Annotated in this window: 16 protein-coding genes; 6 read left to right on the plus strand and 10 right to left on the minus strand. The window is 51.2% G+C overall.

Going from position 1 to position 18,637, the window contains the following annotated elements; translation table 11 throughout:
- The first annotated feature begins 97 nt into the window (after positions 1-97).
- The 3 genes from norR (at position 98) to VPR01S_RS19510 (ending at position 4,551) form a co-directional block, all read left to right on the plus strand.
- Positions 98-1,615, plus strand: coding sequence for a nitric oxide reductase transcriptional regulator NorR (norR, locus tag VPR01S_RS19500; RefSeq protein WP_425585320.1), 1,518 nt, complete (start codon positions 98-100; stop codon positions 1,613-1,615).
- A gap of 171 nt (positions 1,616-1,786) precedes the next feature.
- Complete coding sequence (gene hcp / locus VPR01S_RS19505) at positions 1,787-3,448, plus strand: hydroxylamine reductase (RefSeq protein ID WP_021707099.1); 1,662 nt, start codon at positions 1,787-1,789, stop codon at positions 3,446-3,448.
- 53 nt (positions 3,449-3,501) lie between these two features.
- On the plus strand, positions 3,502-4,551 hold the full coding sequence (locus tag VPR01S_RS19510) for an FAD-binding oxidoreductase (protein ID WP_021707100.1): 1,050 nt from the start codon (positions 3,502-3,504) through the stop codon (positions 4,549-4,551).
- 32 nt (positions 4,552-4,583) lie between these two features.
- Here the strand turns inward: VPR01S_RS19510 and VPR01S_RS19515 are convergent, their stop codons facing one another.
- The 3 genes from VPR01S_RS19515 to VPR01S_RS19525 all read right to left on the minus strand — a co-directional run bounded on the left by VPR01S_RS19515 (position 4,584) and on the right by VPR01S_RS19525 (position 7,656).
- Complete coding sequence (locus VPR01S_RS19515; RefSeq protein ID WP_021707101.1) at positions 4,584-5,522, minus strand: class I SAM-dependent methyltransferase; 939 nt, start codon at positions 5,520-5,522, stop codon at positions 4,584-4,586.
- Between the two features lie 8 nt (positions 5,523-5,530).
- Positions 5,531-6,226, minus strand: coding sequence for a TIGR01621 family pseudouridine synthase (locus tag VPR01S_RS19520; RefSeq protein WP_021707102.1), 696 nt, complete (start codon positions 6,224-6,226; stop codon positions 5,531-5,533).
- A gap of 86 nt (positions 6,227-6,312) precedes the next feature.
- Complete coding sequence (locus VPR01S_RS19525; RefSeq protein WP_040903171.1) at positions 6,313-7,656, minus strand: sodium-dependent transporter; 1,344 nt, start codon at positions 7,654-7,656, stop codon at positions 6,313-6,315.
- Between the two features lie 357 nt (positions 7,657-8,013).
- Between VPR01S_RS19525 and cls the strand changes: the two genes are divergently transcribed.
- Positions 8,014-9,468 (plus strand): cardiolipin synthase, encoded by a 1,455-nt coding sequence (gene cls / locus VPR01S_RS19530; RefSeq protein ID WP_021707104.1) that lies wholly within the window; start codon positions 8,014-8,016, stop codon positions 9,466-9,468.
- A 162-nt stretch (positions 9,469-9,630) separates the two neighbouring features.
- Entirely contained in the window at positions 9,631-10,836 is a 1,206-nt protein-coding gene (locus VPR01S_RS19535) for a cystathionine beta-lyase (protein WP_021707105.1), read from the plus strand.
- Between the two features lie 70 nt (positions 10,837-10,906).
- Here the strand turns inward: VPR01S_RS19535 and VPR01S_RS19540 are convergent, their stop codons facing one another.
- From VPR01S_RS19540 to pspA, 7 genes are all read right to left on the minus strand, one after another.
- Positions 10,907-11,476: a DNA-3-methyladenine glycosylase I gene (locus VPR01S_RS19540; RefSeq protein ID WP_021707106.1), complete on the minus strand. Its 570-nt coding sequence runs from the start codon at positions 11,474-11,476 to the stop codon at positions 10,907-10,909.
- A gap of 62 nt (positions 11,477-11,538) precedes the next feature.
- Complete coding sequence (locus VPR01S_RS19545) at positions 11,539-14,640, minus strand: efflux RND transporter permease subunit (protein WP_021707107.1); 3,102 nt, start codon at positions 14,638-14,640, stop codon at positions 11,539-11,541.
- On the minus strand, positions 14,637-15,719 hold the full coding sequence (locus VPR01S_RS19550; protein WP_021707108.1) for an efflux RND transporter periplasmic adaptor subunit: 1,083 nt from the start codon (positions 15,717-15,719) through the stop codon (positions 14,637-14,639). Before VPR01S_RS19550 ends, VPR01S_RS19545 begins: the two co-directional genes overlap by 4 nt.
- A gap of 2 nt (positions 15,720-15,721) precedes the next feature.
- On the minus strand, positions 15,722-16,750 hold the full coding sequence (locus tag VPR01S_RS19555; RefSeq protein WP_021707109.1) for an efflux RND transporter periplasmic adaptor subunit: 1,029 nt from the start codon (positions 16,748-16,750) through the stop codon (positions 15,722-15,724).
- A 207-nt stretch (positions 16,751-16,957) separates the two neighbouring features.
- On the minus strand, positions 16,958-17,347 hold the full coding sequence (pspC, locus tag VPR01S_RS19560) for an envelope stress response membrane protein PspC (RefSeq protein WP_021707110.1): 390 nt from the start codon (positions 17,345-17,347) through the stop codon (positions 16,958-16,960).
- Positions 17,340-17,573: an envelope stress response membrane protein PspB gene (pspB, locus tag VPR01S_RS19565; protein WP_021707111.1), complete on the minus strand. Its 234-nt coding sequence runs from the start codon at positions 17,571-17,573 to the stop codon at positions 17,340-17,342. The genes pspC and pspB overlap by 8 nt, the downstream gene beginning before the upstream one ends.
- A 70-nt stretch (positions 17,574-17,643) precedes the next feature.
- Positions 17,644-18,324 (minus strand): phage shock protein PspA, encoded by a 681-nt coding sequence (pspA, locus tag VPR01S_RS19570; protein ID WP_021707112.1) that lies wholly within the window; start codon positions 18,322-18,324, stop codon positions 17,644-17,646.
- 193 nt (positions 18,325-18,517) lie between these two features.
- On the opposite strand from pspA, the gene VPR01S_RS22700 reads away from it, so the two are divergent.
- Positions 18,518-18,637: sigma 54-interacting transcriptional regulator (locus tag VPR01S_RS22700; protein WP_169727792.1), on the plus strand; the 120-nt coding region annotated here is incomplete at its 3' end.

Consider the following 18,637-nt stretch of genomic DNA (forward strand, 5'->3'; position numbering starts at 1 on the left):
GACATCATTCTTCACCAAAAGAGCGATGTTTAAATGACATCCGCCTGATACCATCGGACAACTCAGTCCTGATTATCCTTCGTTTATGCGCCCGAATATGGAACACGCCCTACTCAATATCGCCCTGAACCTCAGCTCTAATCTGGCCAGTGAAAAACAGTACCAACACTTGATTGACGGGATCAATCAGGTTTTTCCCTGTGATGCGAGCGCTCTGTTTATTCTTGACCAAGATGGCTTTCTGACTCCGGTAGCCGTCAACGGCTTGGCCAGCTCAGTGCTCGGACGACGTTTTTTTCCTGCCGCTCACCCGCGGCTGGAGAAAATCATCATCAGCCGCACCCCGGTGCGTTTCGATGCCGATTGTCCACTGCCTGATCCGTTTGACGGCGTGCTGCTCTCAGCGGAAAGCAGTATTGATGTCCATGATTGCATGGGTTGCAGCTTGTATGTCGATGACAAGCTGGTGGGCGTGCTCACAATGGACTCGTTGACCATTGGCGCATTCGATCACATTGAACCCGTAACGATGGAAACGTTCGCAGCTCTGGCAGCCGCAACGCTACGTAACATTGGTCAGCTTAAAGCGTTGAAAGCCAAACATAAAAAACAACAATCCGTCACAGCCACGCTCATTCAGCAAGCCCGTTCTAAACAGGGTGAGATGGTCGGGCTCAGCCCACAAATGCAGCAGCTTCGCAACAACATCGCGACCGTCGCACAATCAGACTACGCGGTACTGATCACCGGCGAAACCGGGACAGGAAAAGAACTGGTCGCTCACCAGCTCCACGCACAATCGGCACGCCGCGACAAACCCATGATTTACGTCAACTGCGCGGCGCTGCCGGAGGGCCTGGCTGAAAGCGAATTGTTCGGTCACGTAAAAGGCGCATTTACTGGCGCCAATACACACCGTGCCGGTAAATTTGAACTGGCCGACGGCGGTACGCTGTTTCTGGATGAAGTCGGTGAATTGCCATTATTGCTTCAGGCAAAGCTGCTGCGGGTGATCCAGCAGGGCGAGCTGCAACGGGTCGGCAGTGACCAACATTTACTCGTGAATGTGCGGATTGTTGCCGCGACCAACCGTCACCTTGAGCAGGAAGTCGAAGCCGGTCAGTTCCGGGCCGACTTATTCCACCGCCTGAACGTGTTTCCTATCGCCGTCCCCTCATTGCGCAGCCGCCAAGGTGACATACCGGTCCTGGCGGGTTACCTGCTGGAAAAAGTGCGTCAGCAGTTCAATGTCCCTAACCTGCATCTGCACCCGAAAGCACTCATCATGCTTGAAACACAAGAGTGGCCGGGCAATGTGCGTGAGTTGGAACATACGCTCACCCGCGCCGCGCTGCGCGCGATTCAGGCGCAAAGTCACACCATCCAGTTACCCCACTTTGATGTGGCAGTGACCGACTGCGATGTCAAAAGTACAACCCACTATTTTCCGGTGCAAAGTCAGGGAATGCGCCCTTTGGTCGAGCGTTATCAGAAGGATTTGATCCTGCATGCACTCAATAAATCGAACGGAATTTGGGCGCAGGCAGCGGAATTCCTGCAGATGGACCGGGGGAACTTGTACCGGATGGGTAAAAAGCTGGGCATCGGTCACTAACAGCGAACACAGCATTGATGTCATTTACACAACAAGACTGCTGTAAAAAGAACATCACCACCAAGTAGTGGCAATACTGCTTTTTCAATAAAAACAACAAGATAGAACTTGGCACAGAGATTGCCATTCAGTAGGCATCGGATTACTCAATCATAATACTGGAGACCTGCAATGTTCTGTATTCAATGCGAACAGACGATTCAAACCCCGACCGTCAAAGGCTGCTCATTTACTCAGGGAATGTGCGGCAAAACCTCTGAAGTTTCAGACCTGCAAGACGTGCTGGTGTATTCATTACAAGGGGTTTCTTACTGGGCGGATTTGGCACGCCAGTTTGATATTATCGACGACGAAATCAATCAATGGGCTCCCAAAGCGTTTTTCTCAACACTGACCAATGTCAACTTTGACCCGGAACGGGTTCTGGCGTTTACCCGTCAGGCGTCCCACTATCACCAGCGCCTGAAAACACAGGTTGAAGCCGCTGCAACGCTGGCCAACCGGACTCTGGAACCTCAACCTGCCGTCGCCCACTTCGTGCTGCCAGACGATGCCGACGCGATTCTGGCGTTCGCACCTGAGGTTGCGGTCAACCGTGGGAAAGAAACCTTGCATGAAGACGTCATTGGGCTGCGTCTGCTCTGTTTGTATGGCCTCAAAGGTGCGGCCGCATACATGGAACATGCCCGTGTGCTGGAGCAAACGGATAACGCGATTTACGCCGAATACCACGAAATCATGGGGTGGCTGGGACGCGATCCGGACGAGCTCAATGCCTTATTGGACTGCTCCATGCGTATTGGCCTGATGAACTACAAAGTGATGGAGATGCTTGATCGCGGTGAAACGTCTACCTTCGGTCATCCGGTGCCGACCCAGGTTAACGTCAAACCGATCAAAGGCAAATGCATCCTGGTCTCCGGGCACGATCTGCACGATCTGGAGAAAATTCTTCAGCAAACCGAAGGCACTGGCATTCAGGTTTACACCAATGGTGAAATGCTGCCCGCACACGGCTACCCGGAACTGAACAAATATCCTCACCTGGCCGGTAACTACGGCAGCGCATGGCAGAATCAACAGAAAGAATTCGCCAACTTTCCGGGGGCGATTGTGATGACATCCAACTGCCTGCTCAATCCCAACGTCGGCCAGTATGCTGACCGCCTGTTCACGCGCAGCATTGTCGGCTGGCCGGGCGTATCGCATGTCGATGGCGACGACTTCAGTGCCGTGATTGACTGTGCGTTGGCGCAGCCTGGTTTCCAACACAATGAAATCGAGCAGATGATCACCGTCGGTTTTGGCCGCAATGCATTGATGAACGCAGCGCCAGCGGTGATTGATGAAGTGAAAAAAGGCAATATTCGCCACTTTTTCCTGGTCGGTGGGTGTGACGGAGACAAAGCAGAGCGTAGCTATTATACCGATTTTACCGCCCAGGCGCCGGACGATACCGTGATTCTGACCCTGGCATGCGGTAAGTTCCGTTTCAACAAAAATCAGTTCGGCGACATCAATGGCATTCCCCGCCTGCTGGATGTTGGCCAGTGCAACGACGCCTATTCCGCCATCCAGCTCGCACTGGCACTGGCCAAAGAATTTGACTGCGGTATCAATGAGCTGCCACTGACACTGGTACTGTCCTGGTTTGAACAAAAAGCCATTGTGATCCTGCTGACTCTGTTTGCTCTAGGCGTCAAAGGCATTTACACCGGCCCAACCGCACCCGCGTTCCTGACCGACAATCTATTGGCCATCATTCAGGAAAAATTTGATATGCGCGCCATCTCAAGCGTCGACGCCGACATGGGTGCCATTCTGGCGGCCTAAATTTCACAGCCCTCCATGGCGGAGGGCTTCGTATTATCTCTTCAGGATCAGATATGTTTAGCGAATGGGAACACAATCAACCCGTCGAAATGACATGCATCGAAAAATGGGCCGAAACCGGGGATTGCGTCAGCATTAAGCTGGCGCATGCCTCACTTGCCCGTTTTAGTTTTAAGCCCGGTCAGTTTGTCACATTGGGAGTGTCTATCGATGGTCAGAGCGAATTCCGGGCGTATTCCATCAGTTCACAACCCGATGAGGCGTACATTCAACTGACCGTCAAACGGGTGTCAAACGGTAAAGTCTCAACATTTATCGTTGAGCAGCTGGAAGTCGGACACAGCGTCCAAGTGATGAAACCAAGTGGCGCGTTTAACTGCCTCGACCTTGCCCCCTGGCCATCGGAAGACGGTATCGCCAAAGTACTGCTGATCAGCGCAGGTTGTGGCATTACGCCTGTCTATACCATGGCCCAGTATTGGATAAACCAATCTCATCCGGTGGATATTGAGTTTCTGCACGTTGCGAAAAGCGCAGCGCACGCGATCTATTTTGATCAACTGGCCACGCTGGATGAGCAATATGCTCAGTTCCATCTCAGGCTGCTGCTCAAAGATGCCACTGGTACGCCCTACCCACAAGGACGCCTCACCTCTGATTGGCTGATGCAACGGGTTCCGGATCTGCAAGACAGACAAGTTTATCTGTGCGGGCCGGAACACTTCATGTGCGATGTAAAACAGTGGTTAGAACAGGCGCAATTCGATATGGCCGCCTTTCATCAGGAGAGTTTTACCCCCGCAGCAACACCCGAAGCCATATCCGAAACCGTGCACACCGAGGTGGAGATTGAGGTCCCCGCGTTTGCCAGGAGATTGACGGCTCAACATGGCGCTGTTCTGGCCGACGTCCTCGAACAAGCCGGTTTACCTGTGATTGTGGCCTGTCGCAGCGGAATCTGTGGCTCGTGCAAATGCAAAGTCACGCGTGGCAGCGTCAATACCTTCAGTCATGAAGCGCTGACTGAACAGGAGGTGGCACAAGGATACATTCTGGCTTGCTCGTCGACACTAAGCGAAAACATCGGCGTTGACATCGGATAAAAAAATCCCCTCAACTTTGGAGGGGATACTCATTACTGACGACGGAACATCATCACTTTCAAACTGGCTTCATGATCAACATCAGCAAACTCCGGCGGATTGTCAAGGCGTTCGACAAATTGCAGCTCCGGCGCTTCCTGTGCCATAGCATCAATCAAAAACTGGCTGGAAACCGCAGGTGAGTTGACACAGGCCATCACCTCACCGCTGGCGGTCAGCATATCGGGCAGACGGCGAAGGATCTTGGCGTAATCCTTAGTGAGTGCAAAGCTGCCCTTTTGAAATGACGGTGGATCGATAATGATCAAATCATACGGACCGGACTTCTTAATTTTTCCCCAGGACTTAAAAATGTCATGGCCGAGAAAGCTCACTGCATTGAGATTGTGGTCGTTCAGTTTATGGTTGTCCCGACCTTTACTCAAAGACGCTCGCGCCATATCAACATTGACCACTTTGTCTGCTCCTCCTGCCATCGCGGCAACGGAAAAGCCACAAGTGTAGGCAAACAAGTTGAGGACACTTTTGTGTCTTGCATGTTGTCTGACCCAATCGCGGCCAAATCGCATGTCGAGAAACAAACCGAAGTTCTGGTTGCGACCGATATCCAACTGATACTTCAGCCCGCTCTCTGCTACTATCGGGCGCTCCGTCAGTTCACCCGCGAGAATTTGTGTCGGTGCGCCGTTTTCATAGCGGTGCTGCACCGCTATGCAGCGACCCTGTTTCTGTTGCCAAAGTTCACTGTGCGCTAACGCCGTCAGGCCTTGTTCAAGTTGACGAAGAAATGCGTCGTCAACGCCTTTGAACAGGTTGACGATCAATTGCCCCTGAAGCCAGTCACAAGTCAGTTGCTCCAATCCGGGCCAACGTTGGCCACGACCATGGAACAACCGACGAATTTCATCCGGTGCCTGACGTAACTGCTCCGTCAAATGGTCAAAAAAAACCGGTAACGCCGCAGTTTGCATTGTGTTATTTATTTCTTGATGGTCGGCCATTGCAATTCCCAAGGTGTGAGCCAAAGTTCGATCGTGTCTGTGACTGGATGATGGCGCCATTTATCGCCCAATTGCGCATGTTGGCGGGGATCACAAACCAGATCGTATCTCTGCTGCTGATATTCAAAACGCAGCGCAAAAGCATGCAGGTAGCCGCGATCGGCATGAGAGGCTGGGTTGTAAATAGCGTCGCCGACAATCGGTGACCCCAGCGACTTGAGCGCCACACGGATCTGATGCGTTTTTCCAGTATGCGGCTTGCATAAAAACAACCGCTCTCCCGCCTCAGCAGCGGCAGAGAAAAACTGGGTAATGGCAGGATTGTGCTGCGAGTTCAACAGTTTCCACGACGCCCGACGCGAGCGTTCCATGTCCCCTTTGACTAATCCCTGTTTCTTCTTCGGTTTTTTAGCCCCAATCGCCAGATAAAACTTTTCTATCTGACGCTGCGCAAATGCCGCAGACAGAGCACTGGCAGCCTGGGCGTGACGTCCAAGCAACAGCAAACCAGAGGTCATCTTGTCCAGGCGATGAATCAGATACAGTTGTTCGTCTCCGGTAGCTCGGGCGACTTCCTGCAACAACATGGTATCGCCATCGTCTTTGTGAACCGATACACCCGGATGTTTGTTGATGACCAGAAAATCATCGTGTGTATAAAGAATATCGAACATAGGGCCTCTTCATTTCAGGCGACGAAGTATAACCAACCGAAACGAAAAAAGCTGCCCGCAGGCAGCTTTTGGTGATGTGTTTTCAATCAAACAATCGAGAAGATGAAGACAGACAGAATCGCCACCGGACAGACGAAGCGTACGTACCAAGGCCAAATCTTCCAGAACAGCCCCGTGGCTATCTCAGGGTTCCCTTCTTTCAGCTCATTGAGCAGATTATTGCGATTCCAAATCCAGCCAACCACAATGGCCCAGATTACGCCCAGTAGTGGCTGCATGTACACTGTCGAAACATCAGCGACGATGCCAAACAATGCACCGAAATTGAGCGAGATAATAATACTCAGAACCAGAATAGCGCCACCGATTAGCCAGGTCGCTGTCGTACGTTCCATGTTCAGTTCGTCCTGAGCGCAGGAAACTGGCACTTCAAGTAGCGAGATGGATGACGTCAGAGCGGCGATCACCATCAATACAAAGAAACCGATCCCAACGACAACACCCACACCACCCATGGTATCGAACATGGAAGGCAATACAGCAAACACCAGATCGCCAGAGCTGAGGAGCTCACCGGCCTCATTGAAGATTTCCACACCATTGTGCCTGGCCACGTACATCGCAGGCAAGATCAGTAAGCCCGCCGCAAACGCTACCCCGGTATCAATCGCTGCAACCTGACCCGCAGTTTTGGGGATGTTGACGTCTTTAGTCAGATACGAACCGTAGACCATCATAGAGCCGACGCCCAAAGACAGGGAGAAGAACGCCTGCCCCATAGCATCCACAACCAGGCCAGGGTGTACGTGAGACAGATCCGGGACCAAGTACATCTTCAGACCTTCCATCGCGCCATCTTGCGTAAAGATATAGATGATCATGACAGCAAACAGTACAAACAGCGCTGGCATCAGACGGGTTGACCACTTTTCGATACCGTCGGCCACGCCTTTTTGTACCACCAGAATGGTCAGAACCGAGAACAGGACCGCTAATATCACGTTGCGTGGTCCACCGAAATTCACCAACCAGTCGGCTGCCGTTTGTAACCCGATGACATCCAGTGCTGGTGCGGCCGCAAAACCCATCAACCAACCTGCCAAGATGGAATAAAAACTGAGAATCATTGAAGCCGCAATCATTGCAATCAAACCAAAGAAACCGGCGGCTGCACGGTTTTTAGTCCAAATCGACTTTAGTGACGCTATCGGGTTAGCCTGTCCGTGGCGACCGATCGTCAGCTCTGCGACCAACATTGGAAAGGCGAGCAGAAACACCATCGCCAGATAGATGACAAGAAACGCCGCACCACCATTACTGGCAGCTTTAGTTGGAAAGCCCCATACGTTCCCCAAGCCGACGGCAGAACCTGCTGCCGCCATAATAAAGCCAATTCTCGACGAGAAGTGACCACGATTACTGTTTGCCATAGTTGTTACCACTGTTGTGTTTGCATTGACGGCGCCGAATAATATGTTATGTGTAAAATTTTATATACACTTTATAAAAAGTTGAGTGGCGCTCATGTGGTGGCAAGTAAATCAGTTTGGGATTAAAATTGAAAGCCCACGCAGTCTAATTTTCCAACACACATCAATTTTACAAGTTTAAATGCTGAACTTTTAACCAATTGTTAAATATTCCACTACTTTTTACAAGTTTGCAACATACAAAATCTTTTGCATATTCTTACTATTCTTAACAGTGGTGGTTAAGGTAGTGATTCCTTTCCCCCGAGTTTCGATTTACTATTCAACCAGTTGTTGATTGGAGTTCCAGAGAGCGGAATGGACAAGTTTTACCATTTTCTAACCCTTGCAAGTATTGGTCTGTATTGGCTTTTGGTGGCCGGCGTGACCTTACGCGTGGTGTTTAAACGGCGTGCAGTGAGTGTGTCGCTTGCCTGGCTGATGATCATCTACATCGTGCCAGTAGTTGGGGTCGCTTGTTACTTCTTGTTTGGCGAACTGAATCTGGGGCGCAAACGTGCCGATCGAGCCAAAGAGATGTTTACGCCGTTTGCCAATTGGTTTTCGCAGCTCAACGAATGCCACGCCCACACCCCAGAACGAATGGGTCGGCACATCTACCGTATTGACGAACTGTGTAACAATCGTCTCGGCTTACCCGCATTGAGCGGTAATACGCTGTCACTGCAAAGCTCCCCTCATGACATTCTGCACTCCATCATTGAAGATATTGAGCAGGCACAATCCAGCATCCGGATGGTGTTTTACATCTGGCATCCTGGAGGTCTGGCCGACTCGGTAGCCTCTGCCCTGATCCGCGCAGCAAAGCGGGGAGTGGACGTTAAGCTGCTGCTGGACTCTGCTGGTAGCCCTCGCTTCTTCCGTAGCTCCTGGCTGAAAATGATGAAAAATGCCGGTATCGAGGTCATTCAGGCACTGGAAGTCAGCCCATGGCGTATCTTCCTGCGTCGACTCGACTTGCGTCAGCATCGCAAAATCATCGTGATTGACGACAACATCGCCTACACTGGTTCGATGAATATGGTCGATCCAGCCTACTTCAAACAAAATGCCGGCGTCGGTCAATGGATCGATATCATGGTACGAGTGACCGGCCCAACAGTGAACGTTCTGTCCGCTATTCACTGCTGGGACTGGGAAGTGGAAACCGGAGCACGCATGCTGCCTGCAAACCCAGAGTGCAAACTGGATCCAAACCAGCCCCATCATCCGGTGCAAGTGGTGCCATCCGGACCGGGGATGCCGGATTATCTGATTTCTCAAGTGCTGACATTGGCCATCAATCAGGCCAATGAATCGGTACGGATCACAACGCCTTACTTCGTGCCGAGTGCCGATTTGCTTGAGACGCTGAAAATGACAGCTCAACGCGGCATTAATGTGGAGTTGATTATTCCACACAAAAACGATTCGATGATGGTGCAATGGGCATCGCGGGCTTTTTACACCGAGCTGCTTGAGGCCGGGGTGAAAATCTACGAGTTTTACGGCGGCTTGCTGCACACAAAATCCGTGGTGATCGATAAACAGTTCTGTCTCGTCGGCACGGTCAACATCGACATGCGCAGTTTGTGGCTCAACTTCGAAGTCACATTGGCAATCGATGACGAAGCGTTTACCAAAGAGATGCACTGGTTGCAGGAGAGCTACATCGAACAGTCACACTTTGTCGAACTGAAAAAATGGGAGCAACGCGGCATGTACTATCGTTTTCTGGAGCGTTTGTTCTACCTGTTCAACCCATTGCTGTGATTCTGCTGTCCGTATCACTGGGCACAACGCCGTGATGCGGACATCAACCCATCCATAACCTGCTGGCATAACATGTAGGGATAAATTCCTTCGCTATACTTGCCAATCAGGTCAACAACATGGTTTAAATAGAGAAATCATTCGTAATGACAAGGATTTCTCATGTCGGAAGGCAAAAAAACCAAATACATCAACGCGGGTCGCGATCCGAAATGGACCAACGGGGTGGTTAACCCACCCGTGCAGCGTGCTTCCACGGTGGTGTTTCATACCGTGGCAGAAAAAAACCATGCGGCCATCAACCGCACCAATAAAACCCTGTTCTACGGCCGACGCGGTACCCACACCCACTTTGCCTTTCAAGATGCGATGGTCGAGATTGAGGGCGGTGCAGGCTGTGCGCTGTACCCGTGCGGCACTGCGGCGATTTCCAATGCGATTTTATCCTTTGTAGAAAGTGGCGATCACATTCTGATGGTCGATACCTGCTACGAACCAACTCGTGATTTCTGCGATAAAATCATGAAGAAGATGGGCGTAGAAACCACCTATTATGATCCCACCATAGGTGAAGGCATCCGTGCGTTGATTCAGCCCAATACCAAGATCCTGTTTACGGAATCGCCAGGTTCTATCACGATGGAGGTGCAGGATATTCCAACACTGGCTCGCATCGCCCATGAACATGACATCATCGTGATGCTCGATAACACCTGGGCTGCCGGGGTAAACTTTTCACCGTTTGAACACAGTGTCGACATTTCGATCCAAGCAGCGACCAAGTACATTGTCGGTCACTCGGATGTGATGTTAGGTACTGCGGTCGCTTCAGAAAAATACTGGGATCAATTGCGAGAGCAAAGTTATCTGATGGGACAATGCGTATCGCCGGACGACGCCTACCTTGGCTTGCGCGGTATCCGCACACTGGATGTCCGCCTACGCCAGCACGCAGAGAATAGCCTGAAAGTCGCGCAATGGCTGCAGACCCGTCCAGAAGTGGATCATGTACGCCACCCTGCGCTGGAAAGCTGCCCGGGCCACGAGTTCTTCAAACGCGATTTCACCGGGGGCAACGGTCTGTTCTCGTTTGTACTCAAGACCAGCTATCCGCGTGCAACCACCGCTCTGCTTGACGGTATGCAGCACTTCAGCATGGGTTACTCCTGGGGTGGCTATGAGAGCCTGATACTGGCCAACGAACCACGCAGCTTCAACAGCCTGCGCACTGTGGCCAATCCAAACTTTGAAGGTACGCTCATCCGGCTTCACATCGGCCTGGAAGATGCCGATGACCTGATTGCCGATCTGGCTGCCGGCCTGGAGCGCTACAACGTGGTGATGCAAGAGCACGCGCCGGTGAGCTAATTCAAGCGTAATAAAAAAAAGTCCGCCTCAATAATCCGGGCGGACTGTTTACTGTCAGCGCTTTGCATTCTCAAAGGCAAGACTGTCGCTGCGGACAGTTCACCAAGTGATCATTGACCATCCCGGTTGCCTGCATAAAGGCGTAGCAGATGGTTTCTCCGACAAATTTGAAACCTCGCTTCTTGAGAAACTTACTCATCGCTTTCGATTGCTCTGTGGAAGCCGGAACCTCACTCATCACCGTCCAGTGGTTGATTTGCGGAACGCCATCCACAAACTGCCACAACGCATTCGACAGCGAGCCATACTCTTTCTGCAGCTCAAGAGCAGCCCGGGCATTGTTGAATACTGAGGCAATCTTGCCTTTGTGCCGCACCACATCATAATCAGCGATGATTTGCTCAATTCGCTCTTCACCGTATCCGGCCAGTGTATCGATGTTAAAACCCTCGAATGCCTGACGGTAGCCCTCGCGCTTTTTGAGGATAGTGATCCAGCTCAGGCCAGCCTGAGCACCTTCCAGGGTCAGAAATTCAAACAGTACCGTGTCGTCATAGACAGGTACGCCCCACTCCTCATCGTGGTAAACCTTCTCCAGTTCATGATTCAGCGCCCAGGCGCAAGTGTGTTGCAATGTCATAACTTTCCTTATCAAAAACGCCTCTGCGAAGAGAGGCGCTGGCTTTTCCTCATTGGCAGGGATCAGTGCGGCACCTCGACCTTATGGAACAGACGGTACAGCACAGGCACGACAATCAGTGTCAGGACAGTCGCAAACCCCAGACCAAACATAATCGTTACCGCCATCGGTTTGAAGAAGATATCCGGCAACAAGGGAATCATCCCCAAGATGGTGGTAATTGCCGCCATACACACCGGACGGACCCGGCTCAGCGCGGCGTCCACCACCGCAATGTACGGATCTTTACCGGACTTCATTTCGATTTCAATCTGATCAAGCAACACAATACCATTTTTCAGCAACATGCCCGATAAGCTCAGGAACCCAAGTAGTGCCATAAAGCCGAATGGTGTATCCAGCACTAGCAGGCCAGTCGTCACCCCGATGATGGCCAATGGTACAGTCAACCAGACAATCAAAGGCTCTTTGACAGAATTGAACAGGAACACTGTAATCAAAAACATAAATAGGTAGCCGAGTGGCATGGTAGTAAACAACGACGCTTTCGCATCTCCGGAAGATTCGTATTCCCCACCCCACTCCAGTGAATAACCTGATGGCATCTCAATGGCTTCTATTTGTGGCTGGAGACGAGCTTGCAGTGTCGCGGCCGTCTCTTCACCCAAGATATCCGGGTCAGCCATTACCGTCAGCATACGCTTACGATTTTTACGCATGATGATGGGATCTTCCCAGCGCATGTCGTAACCGAGCGTCACTTGCTGCAACGGAATAAACTCAGTCAGCGCCGGGCTCCAAATCTTCATTCCTTCGATGTTGCGAATGTCCACCCGCTCATCGTCCGGTAAGCGCGCTACGATCGGCATCAATGTAGTCCCATCACGGTAGATACCCACGTTCAGACCGGAAAATGACATCGACAGAAAATCATCCACGTCCGATTTAGTGATACCGTAACGGCGGGCCTGGCTTTCATTGAACTGCGGCTCCAACACTTTGGTCCGCTCTCGCCAGTCATGGCGAATATTGGTCGCAGCCGGATCGGCGTACAAGATATCACTGACCTGCTTCGCCAGACCGCGCAACACGTCCGGATCTGAGCCGATAAGACGCGCTTCAATTTTTGCACCACCACCAGGGCCCAGTTCAATCTGTTTGAGTTTGAAATTGATTTGTGGATAGTTGGCTGCCACGTGCTCACGGAACTTCGCCATCAAAGGTTTGAGTGCTTCGTATGAGGTCACCCGGGTCGTGATTTCACCGTAGGCGGCGTAGCTCTTTTCTGGTGAATAGGTCAGCATGAAACGCTGCAGCCCTCTGCCCGCAGTCGAAGTAATGTGTTCAACGTTGTCCTGTTTTGCCAACCAACTTTCCAGCTCTTTCAGCGCCTCATTGGTCGCGCGAATATCCGTACCTTCCGGTAACCAGATATCGGTTTGAAACATCGGCGTGGTGGAAGAAGGAAAAAACGCCTGTTTGACCAAAGTGAAGCCATACAGGCTGACGCCTAAACCGACGACCAGCACCACCATGGTCAGCCAGGCTCGTTTGAGACAAAACTCAAGAAAACCTTTGTAAAGCACAAAGATCATTCCGTTGTAAGGATCCTGATCAGCGCCACCTTTCGGTGGTTTTTGTTGCTTAAAGAAAATATCAGCAAAAAATGGCGTGAGAGATATGGCCGTAAACCAGCTTAACATCAGCGAAATCAACAGTACGGTAAATAACGTTCCACAGTATTCGCCAGTTGAGTCCTCCGACAAACCAATTGGAGCAAACGCCGTTACCGCAATCACGGTCGCCCCCAGCAACGGCCATTTTGTCTGGGTCACGATATCCGTCGCGGCTTGCATGCGGGTGCGGCCTTTTTGCGTCCCAATCAGTATCCCTTCAACAACCACGATGGCATTGTCCACCAGCATACCCAATGCAATCACTAACGCGCCGAGCGAGATCCGCTGTAGATCGATTTTAAAATATTGCATGAAAATGAAAGTGCCAAACACCGTCAGCAGCAAAATCAGCCCGATCAGCAAACCCGAGCGCAATCCCATGAAAAACAGCAGTACAATGATCACAATTGCCACCGCCTGCCCCAAGCTGATCACAAAGCCACTGACTGATTTATCCACCTCTTTCGGCTGACTGTAAATCTCCGCGATGTCGATACCAACAGGTTGCTGATACTTCAGCTCTGCCAGCCGGCGATCAAACCGTTGCCCGACTTCCACCACATTGACACCTTGTGCAAAGGACACACCCACATTAAGCGCCAACTTGCCGTTAAAATTGATGATATTGCTGGGAACATCAACATAACCACGTTTGATATCCGCCACATCACGCAAATAAATTAGCCCCTGCGCGCCACTTTCTGTGATGATCAGGTCGCCGAGTTGATCCACATTCTGAAACTCACCGGTCGGCTGAATACGGATATATTCACTACCGATGCGCACTGCCCCTGCATCCGACACCACATTTTGAGTCGACAGCAGATTAAACACGGTATTCGGCGCAAGCCCGAGAGAACTCAAACGCTTCATCGAGATCTCAATAAACACCTGTTCTTGCTGCTGACCCGATACCGACACCTTGCTGACACCGTTGATCAACTCCAGCTCCCGGCGCAGGTAATCGACGTAGTCGAGCAGTTCCTTATATGAGTAGCCATCCCCGGTGACCGCCAGCAAGATCCCATACACATCGCCAAAATCATCGATCACCTGAGGTTCATTGACACCAGGCGGTAGCGAGCCTTTCAGATCATTCACTTTTCGCCGCAGTTCATCCCAAATTTGGGGTAAGTCATTCGGGCCATAGTTGTTTTTCATGGTCACCGTAATTTGCGACAGTCCGCGACTGGAAATCGAATTGACTTCATCCACATACATTAGCTGTTGGATGGCTTTTTCAAGCGGATAGGTAACCTCTTCTTCCACCTGTTGCGGGGTCGCGCCCGGATAAGACGTCACCACCAAGGCATCTTTGATAGTAAAAGCGGGATCTTCAAGACGTCCGAGGTTGAAAAAGGCGGCCACACCACCAATCAGAAAGATCAGCGATATCATCCAACTGATGACACGGTTGCGGATAAAATACGCAGCAATGCCCGTAATATCCTCGTCCTTTTGAGGCGGTTCTTGTTTTTGTTCGCTCATTGGCTAGCCTCCTGCGGCACCACTTCCACTTTCATGCCTTCCCTTAACCGACTGATCCCAGCGACGACAACACTCTGTTGATTCGTCAGACCGCTGAGGATCTGTAAGGTAGTTTGCGACGCTGAGCCTACCGTTACCGCTTGCTTAGATACGGTTTGGTCATCGTTCAGCACCCAGACAAATTTGTTGTCGCGCGACAACTCATCGCCGTCGGCGTTAAATACCGCTTCCACTGGCACCCGCACCCCCACATTCAGATTGAGTCCGATATTCTCTCCTGCCGTTGTCACATCAACCGCCATCCCGTCCAACACATATTCTTCTTTGGGCATTGGCATCGACAGGGTGGCGGTAAAGGTCCCCGTTGACGGGTCCGGCTCGGTGGTAAATTCTTTCACCCGCGCGGTATATTGATTACCACTTGGCAGGCGCACGACGGCGCGCACGCTGTCAAGGTGGTCTGGTCCGGGCTGGTTGATGTATAAACGGTCAGGAAGCTGAATCAGCACTTCAACATTATCAACACTGTGGATATTGACCACTTGCTGGCCCACCTGAATGTTTTCAAACTGGTCCACATTGACCCGCGAAATGATGCCGTCCATCGGCGCCAAAAGCTGGGTAAATGACAGTCTGAGCTTGGCCAACTGCAGTTCGGCAGAGGCAATCTGGCGTTCGGCTGCAATTTCATCAAACTGAGATTTGGCCAACAGGCCTTTTTTGACCAGCGGCGCAGAGCGCTGATACTGACTGTTCACAACAGAATAACGCGCCGACGCATTATCCACATCAAGCTGATAATCGGTCGGATCCAGTTCTGCCAGCACATCGCCCTGTTGGACCCTGTCCCCTTCTTTCACAGCGAGTTTGCTGACCTCACCCGCGACACGAAAACTGAGACGAGAACGTTCTGCGGCATTTGCCACCGCAGGAAAGTACAGCCGGTCCGGCGCATGTTTGCGATCCAGACTGACGGCTTTCACTTTGGGTACCACGGAAACCGCAGACTCACTGTGTTTGCTGCAACCACCAAGTACGATGGCCGTCGAGAGCAGGCTAAATACCAGGTATCGATTCATCGTTATAGTCCCCGCTCTTTGATCCATTCACGCACTTTAATGCCCGGCTGAATACCACTGACACCCGACACGATGATCTGGTCGCCATCGTTAAGCCCGGACATGATCTGACGCTGGTCGTTGAGCGTAATCGCCACTTGCTCCACGATGCCCTGAGTATTGACCCGCCAGACATAGGTCTGATCGTCTTGTTGAAACAGAGCCGCTGCGGGCACTGGGATCGCACCCGCCGAGTCTGCAGATACCAGCACGTTTCCCGACATGCCTGGCAAAATACCGACATCTTCAGGACGCTCCATCACCATGGTCACTTTGTAACTGGCTGTTTTGGGATCGGCCTCGGTGTCGATTTCCTGAAACGTCAGTTTGAACGACCGCTCTGGAAATGCATCGAAGGTCACTTGCGCATCGGGTTGCGCCGCCGAGTACCGATTCAGAAGATAATCCGGGATCTGGAAAATCACTTTCAGTAAGCGATGCGACTGAATGTTCATGACTCCTTGCTTGGCGGCGACAAACTCATAGTTCTCCGCGGGCAGAATGGAGATGGTGCCATCATAAGGCGCGACTAGCTGGGTATAACGGAGATTGGCTTTGGCCTGAGAGAGCGTTGCCTGAGCAGAATTGAGATTGGCTTGGGCTTGGTCGAAGTCCTGTTCAGAGACAACCTGATCTCTGCGTAACTTCTTAAAGCGATCGTACTGCACTTTAGCCAGTTGGAAGTTGGCCTGAGCCTTTTTCTCCAGTAACGCATATTCATCAGGATCCAGTTTGGCCAGCACATCGCCTTTTGTGACTCGCTGACCAGCCGTGACATCGATCGACATCAACTGTCCCGGGACACGAAAGGCCAGAACCGCTCGATCACCCGCTTCTGAGGTGGCAGGAAAAGTACGTTCAAACTTGGAATTACCAACAGAAACCGAGAATAATTTTGCCGGTCTGGAGTCGGGCTCTGGAACCGGAGGAAGTTCTTTCCCGCAGCCTCCCAGAGCAGAGGCTACGGCTATCAGGATCATTGCCTTACGCATGTCAGGACATCCATTCAAATTCAATAGCTAAAAGATAGATGAATGCCCAGCCAGTTTCCACACCAGCAGTATGGAATTCTTTTGAAATGAACGGTTTGAGCGGGGAAAACCAACTCGGGTTTCATTTATGAACCGTATCTGAGTCTCAATCCATGCAATGACAACCCCAATCCGATATTGATGAGGCGTTCGCCTCATCACCTGACGTTACAATTTGCTGAATTCACGGTTCACTTTAAATGCATCAGAGGTAACGTATGCTTCCACATCTCTGATCCGGTTTTCGATGCGGTCAAAATCCGCTTCCAGCGTGTGCAGTAGCTGTTTCGGCGTCTGCCCCTGTTGCCAAGGCTTATTTTTCAACGAGTGTTGCTGCTGGGTTTTGATGCTTTCACCGTAACCGGCCGGCTGCTTTTCCAACATCAGAGTCAGCGCAATATAGGCCAGCAGCACCAGAAAGCTCCCGCCCAGCAACGCGGCCGAGATCACCAGAATACGCACCAGCCATACTTCGGCACCAATGTAATTGGCTAACCCGGCACACACACCCGTGATCTTGCCGTTCACTGTGTCACGATACAGCTCTCGGTTACTCATAGCGTTTTCTCCAGTTTGGTGACTCTGCGTCCAGAATTCGCTCCAAAGTTTCGATACGTTGCTGCATCGATTCTGCCCGCTCAGACAGCGTATTCAGTGTCTGTTGCTCATCCTGAGATAAACCGCTGGCAACTTTGCGTTTACTGCGATAATGCAGAAACAGCCACAATGGGGCGACGAAAATCAAAAAGACAATCAATGGTCCTGCAATCAAAAATGATGACATTGGCAACTCCTAACTCAACCAGATTCTGCGACGCACCGGAGACGATATCCGGCGCACTATTTGACTGTAATTATTCAGTATCTGACTTCTTACCTTCAACCTGAGCTTTCAATTTAGCCAGCTCTTTTTCAATTTCATCCTCAGCCTGCAACTCGGCAAATTCCTGCTCAAGTGATTTTGCCTGACCAGATTGTGCATACAGATCCGCTTCCGCTTCCAACTCATCCACTTTGCGTGAGTACTGCTCAAATTTTGCCATGGCCTCATCTGTGCGGCTGGCATGCAGATGCTTTTGTACATCACGGCGGTTATGCGCAGTCTGATTACGGATAGCAAGCGCTTGTTGCTTTGCCCGGGTCTCCGCGATCTTGGTTTCCAGCTTGCCAATTTCACCGGTCAGTTTATCGATGGTTTCGTCCACCAACGTCTGCTCGGTGTGCAAACCTTTGATCAGGTCCTGTAGCTTCTGCTTTTCAATCAGGGCTGCACGAGCCAGATCTTCACGCTGCTTGGTTAGAGCCAGCGTGGCTTTGTTCTGCCATTCACCAATCTGCGCTTCCATTGCGTCTACTTTACGCGCCAGTTCTTTCTTATCAGCAATCGCTTTCGCGGAATTGGTGCGCACCTCCACCAAGGTGTCTTCCATTTCCTGGATGATCAGGCGGATCATTTTTTCTGGATCTTCCGCCTTGTCGAGCAACGCACTGATGTTTGAGTTCACAATATCTGCAAAACGAGAAAAGATACCCATGATGATTCTCCTGTCGATAGAGTTTATGAATAGACCATTCACGGTCATTTCCCCTTTACATATCAAGTCTCGTGCCAGCTTTCAAAGTTAAATATATTCAATAGGTTAACTTTAACACCTCCCAGCGCGACCGTTGTGCTAAGATGTGATTCACTAACAGTTGGTAAATTTAACCACTTCTCTGAGGTCCACGATGCAACAGAACCTAATTGGCGAGTCTCCACGCTTTCTGTCAGTGTTGGATAAAGTATCAAAGCTGGCGGCAATCGATCGACCGGTGCTCATTCTGGGCGAACGCGGTACCGGTAAAGAA

The sequence above is a fragment of the Vibrio proteolyticus NBRC 13287 genome, assembly GCF_000467125.1.
Classification (GTDB): Bacteria; Pseudomonadota; Gammaproteobacteria; order Enterobacterales; family Vibrionaceae; genus Vibrio; species Vibrio proteolyticus.

What these genes read in the sequence shown, in the direction of transcription:
- norR (WP_425585320.1), top strand. Translation starts at nt 98, where the DNA reads ATGGAACACGCCCTACTCAATATCGCCCTGAACCTCAGCTCTAATCTG.
- hcp (WP_021707099.1), top strand. Translation starts at nt 1,787, where the DNA reads ATGTTCTGTATTCAATGCGAACAGACGATTCAAACCCCGACCGTCAAA.
- VPR01S_RS19510 (WP_021707100.1), top strand. Translation starts at nt 3,502, where the DNA reads ATGTTTAGCGAATGGGAACACAATCAACCCGTCGAAATGACATGCATC.
- VPR01S_RS19515 (WP_021707101.1), bottom strand. Translation starts at nt 5,522, where the DNA reads ATGCAAACTGCGGCGTTACCGGTTTTTTTTGACCATTTGACGGAGCAG.
- VPR01S_RS19520 (WP_021707102.1), bottom strand. Translation starts at nt 6,226, where the DNA reads ATGTTCGATATTCTTTATACACACGATGATTTTCTGGTCATCAACAAA.
- VPR01S_RS19525 (WP_040903171.1), bottom strand. Translation starts at nt 7,656, where the DNA reads ATGGCAAACAGTAATCGTGGTCACTTCTCGTCGAGAATTGGCTTTATT.
- cls (WP_021707104.1), top strand. Translation starts at nt 8,014, where the DNA reads ATGGACAAGTTTTACCATTTTCTAACCCTTGCAAGTATTGGTCTGTAT.
- VPR01S_RS19535 (WP_021707105.1), top strand. Translation starts at nt 9,631, where the DNA reads ATGTCGGAAGGCAAAAAAACCAAATACATCAACGCGGGTCGCGATCCG.
- VPR01S_RS19540 (WP_021707106.1), bottom strand. Translation starts at nt 11,476, where the DNA reads ATGACATTGCAACACACTTGCGCCTGGGCGCTGAATCATGAACTGGAG.
- VPR01S_RS19545 (WP_021707107.1), bottom strand. Translation starts at nt 14,640, where the DNA reads ATGAGCGAACAAAAACAAGAACCGCCTCAAAAGGACGAGGATATTACG.
- VPR01S_RS19550 (WP_021707108.1), bottom strand. Translation starts at nt 15,719, where the DNA reads ATGAATCGATACCTGGTATTTAGCCTGCTCTCGACGGCCATCGTACTT.
- VPR01S_RS19555 (WP_021707109.1), bottom strand. Translation starts at nt 16,750, where the DNA reads ATGCGTAAGGCAATGATCCTGATAGCCGTAGCCTCTGCTCTGGGAGGC.
- pspC (WP_021707110.1), bottom strand. Translation starts at nt 17,347, where the DNA reads ATGAGTAACCGAGAGCTGTATCGTGACACAGTGAACGGCAAGATCACG.
- pspB (WP_021707111.1), bottom strand. Translation starts at nt 17,573, where the DNA reads ATGTCATCATTTTTGATTGCAGGACCATTGATTGTCTTTTTGATTTTC.
- pspA (WP_021707112.1), bottom strand. Translation starts at nt 18,324, where the DNA reads ATGGGTATCTTTTCTCGTTTTGCAGATATTGTGAACTCAAACATCAGT.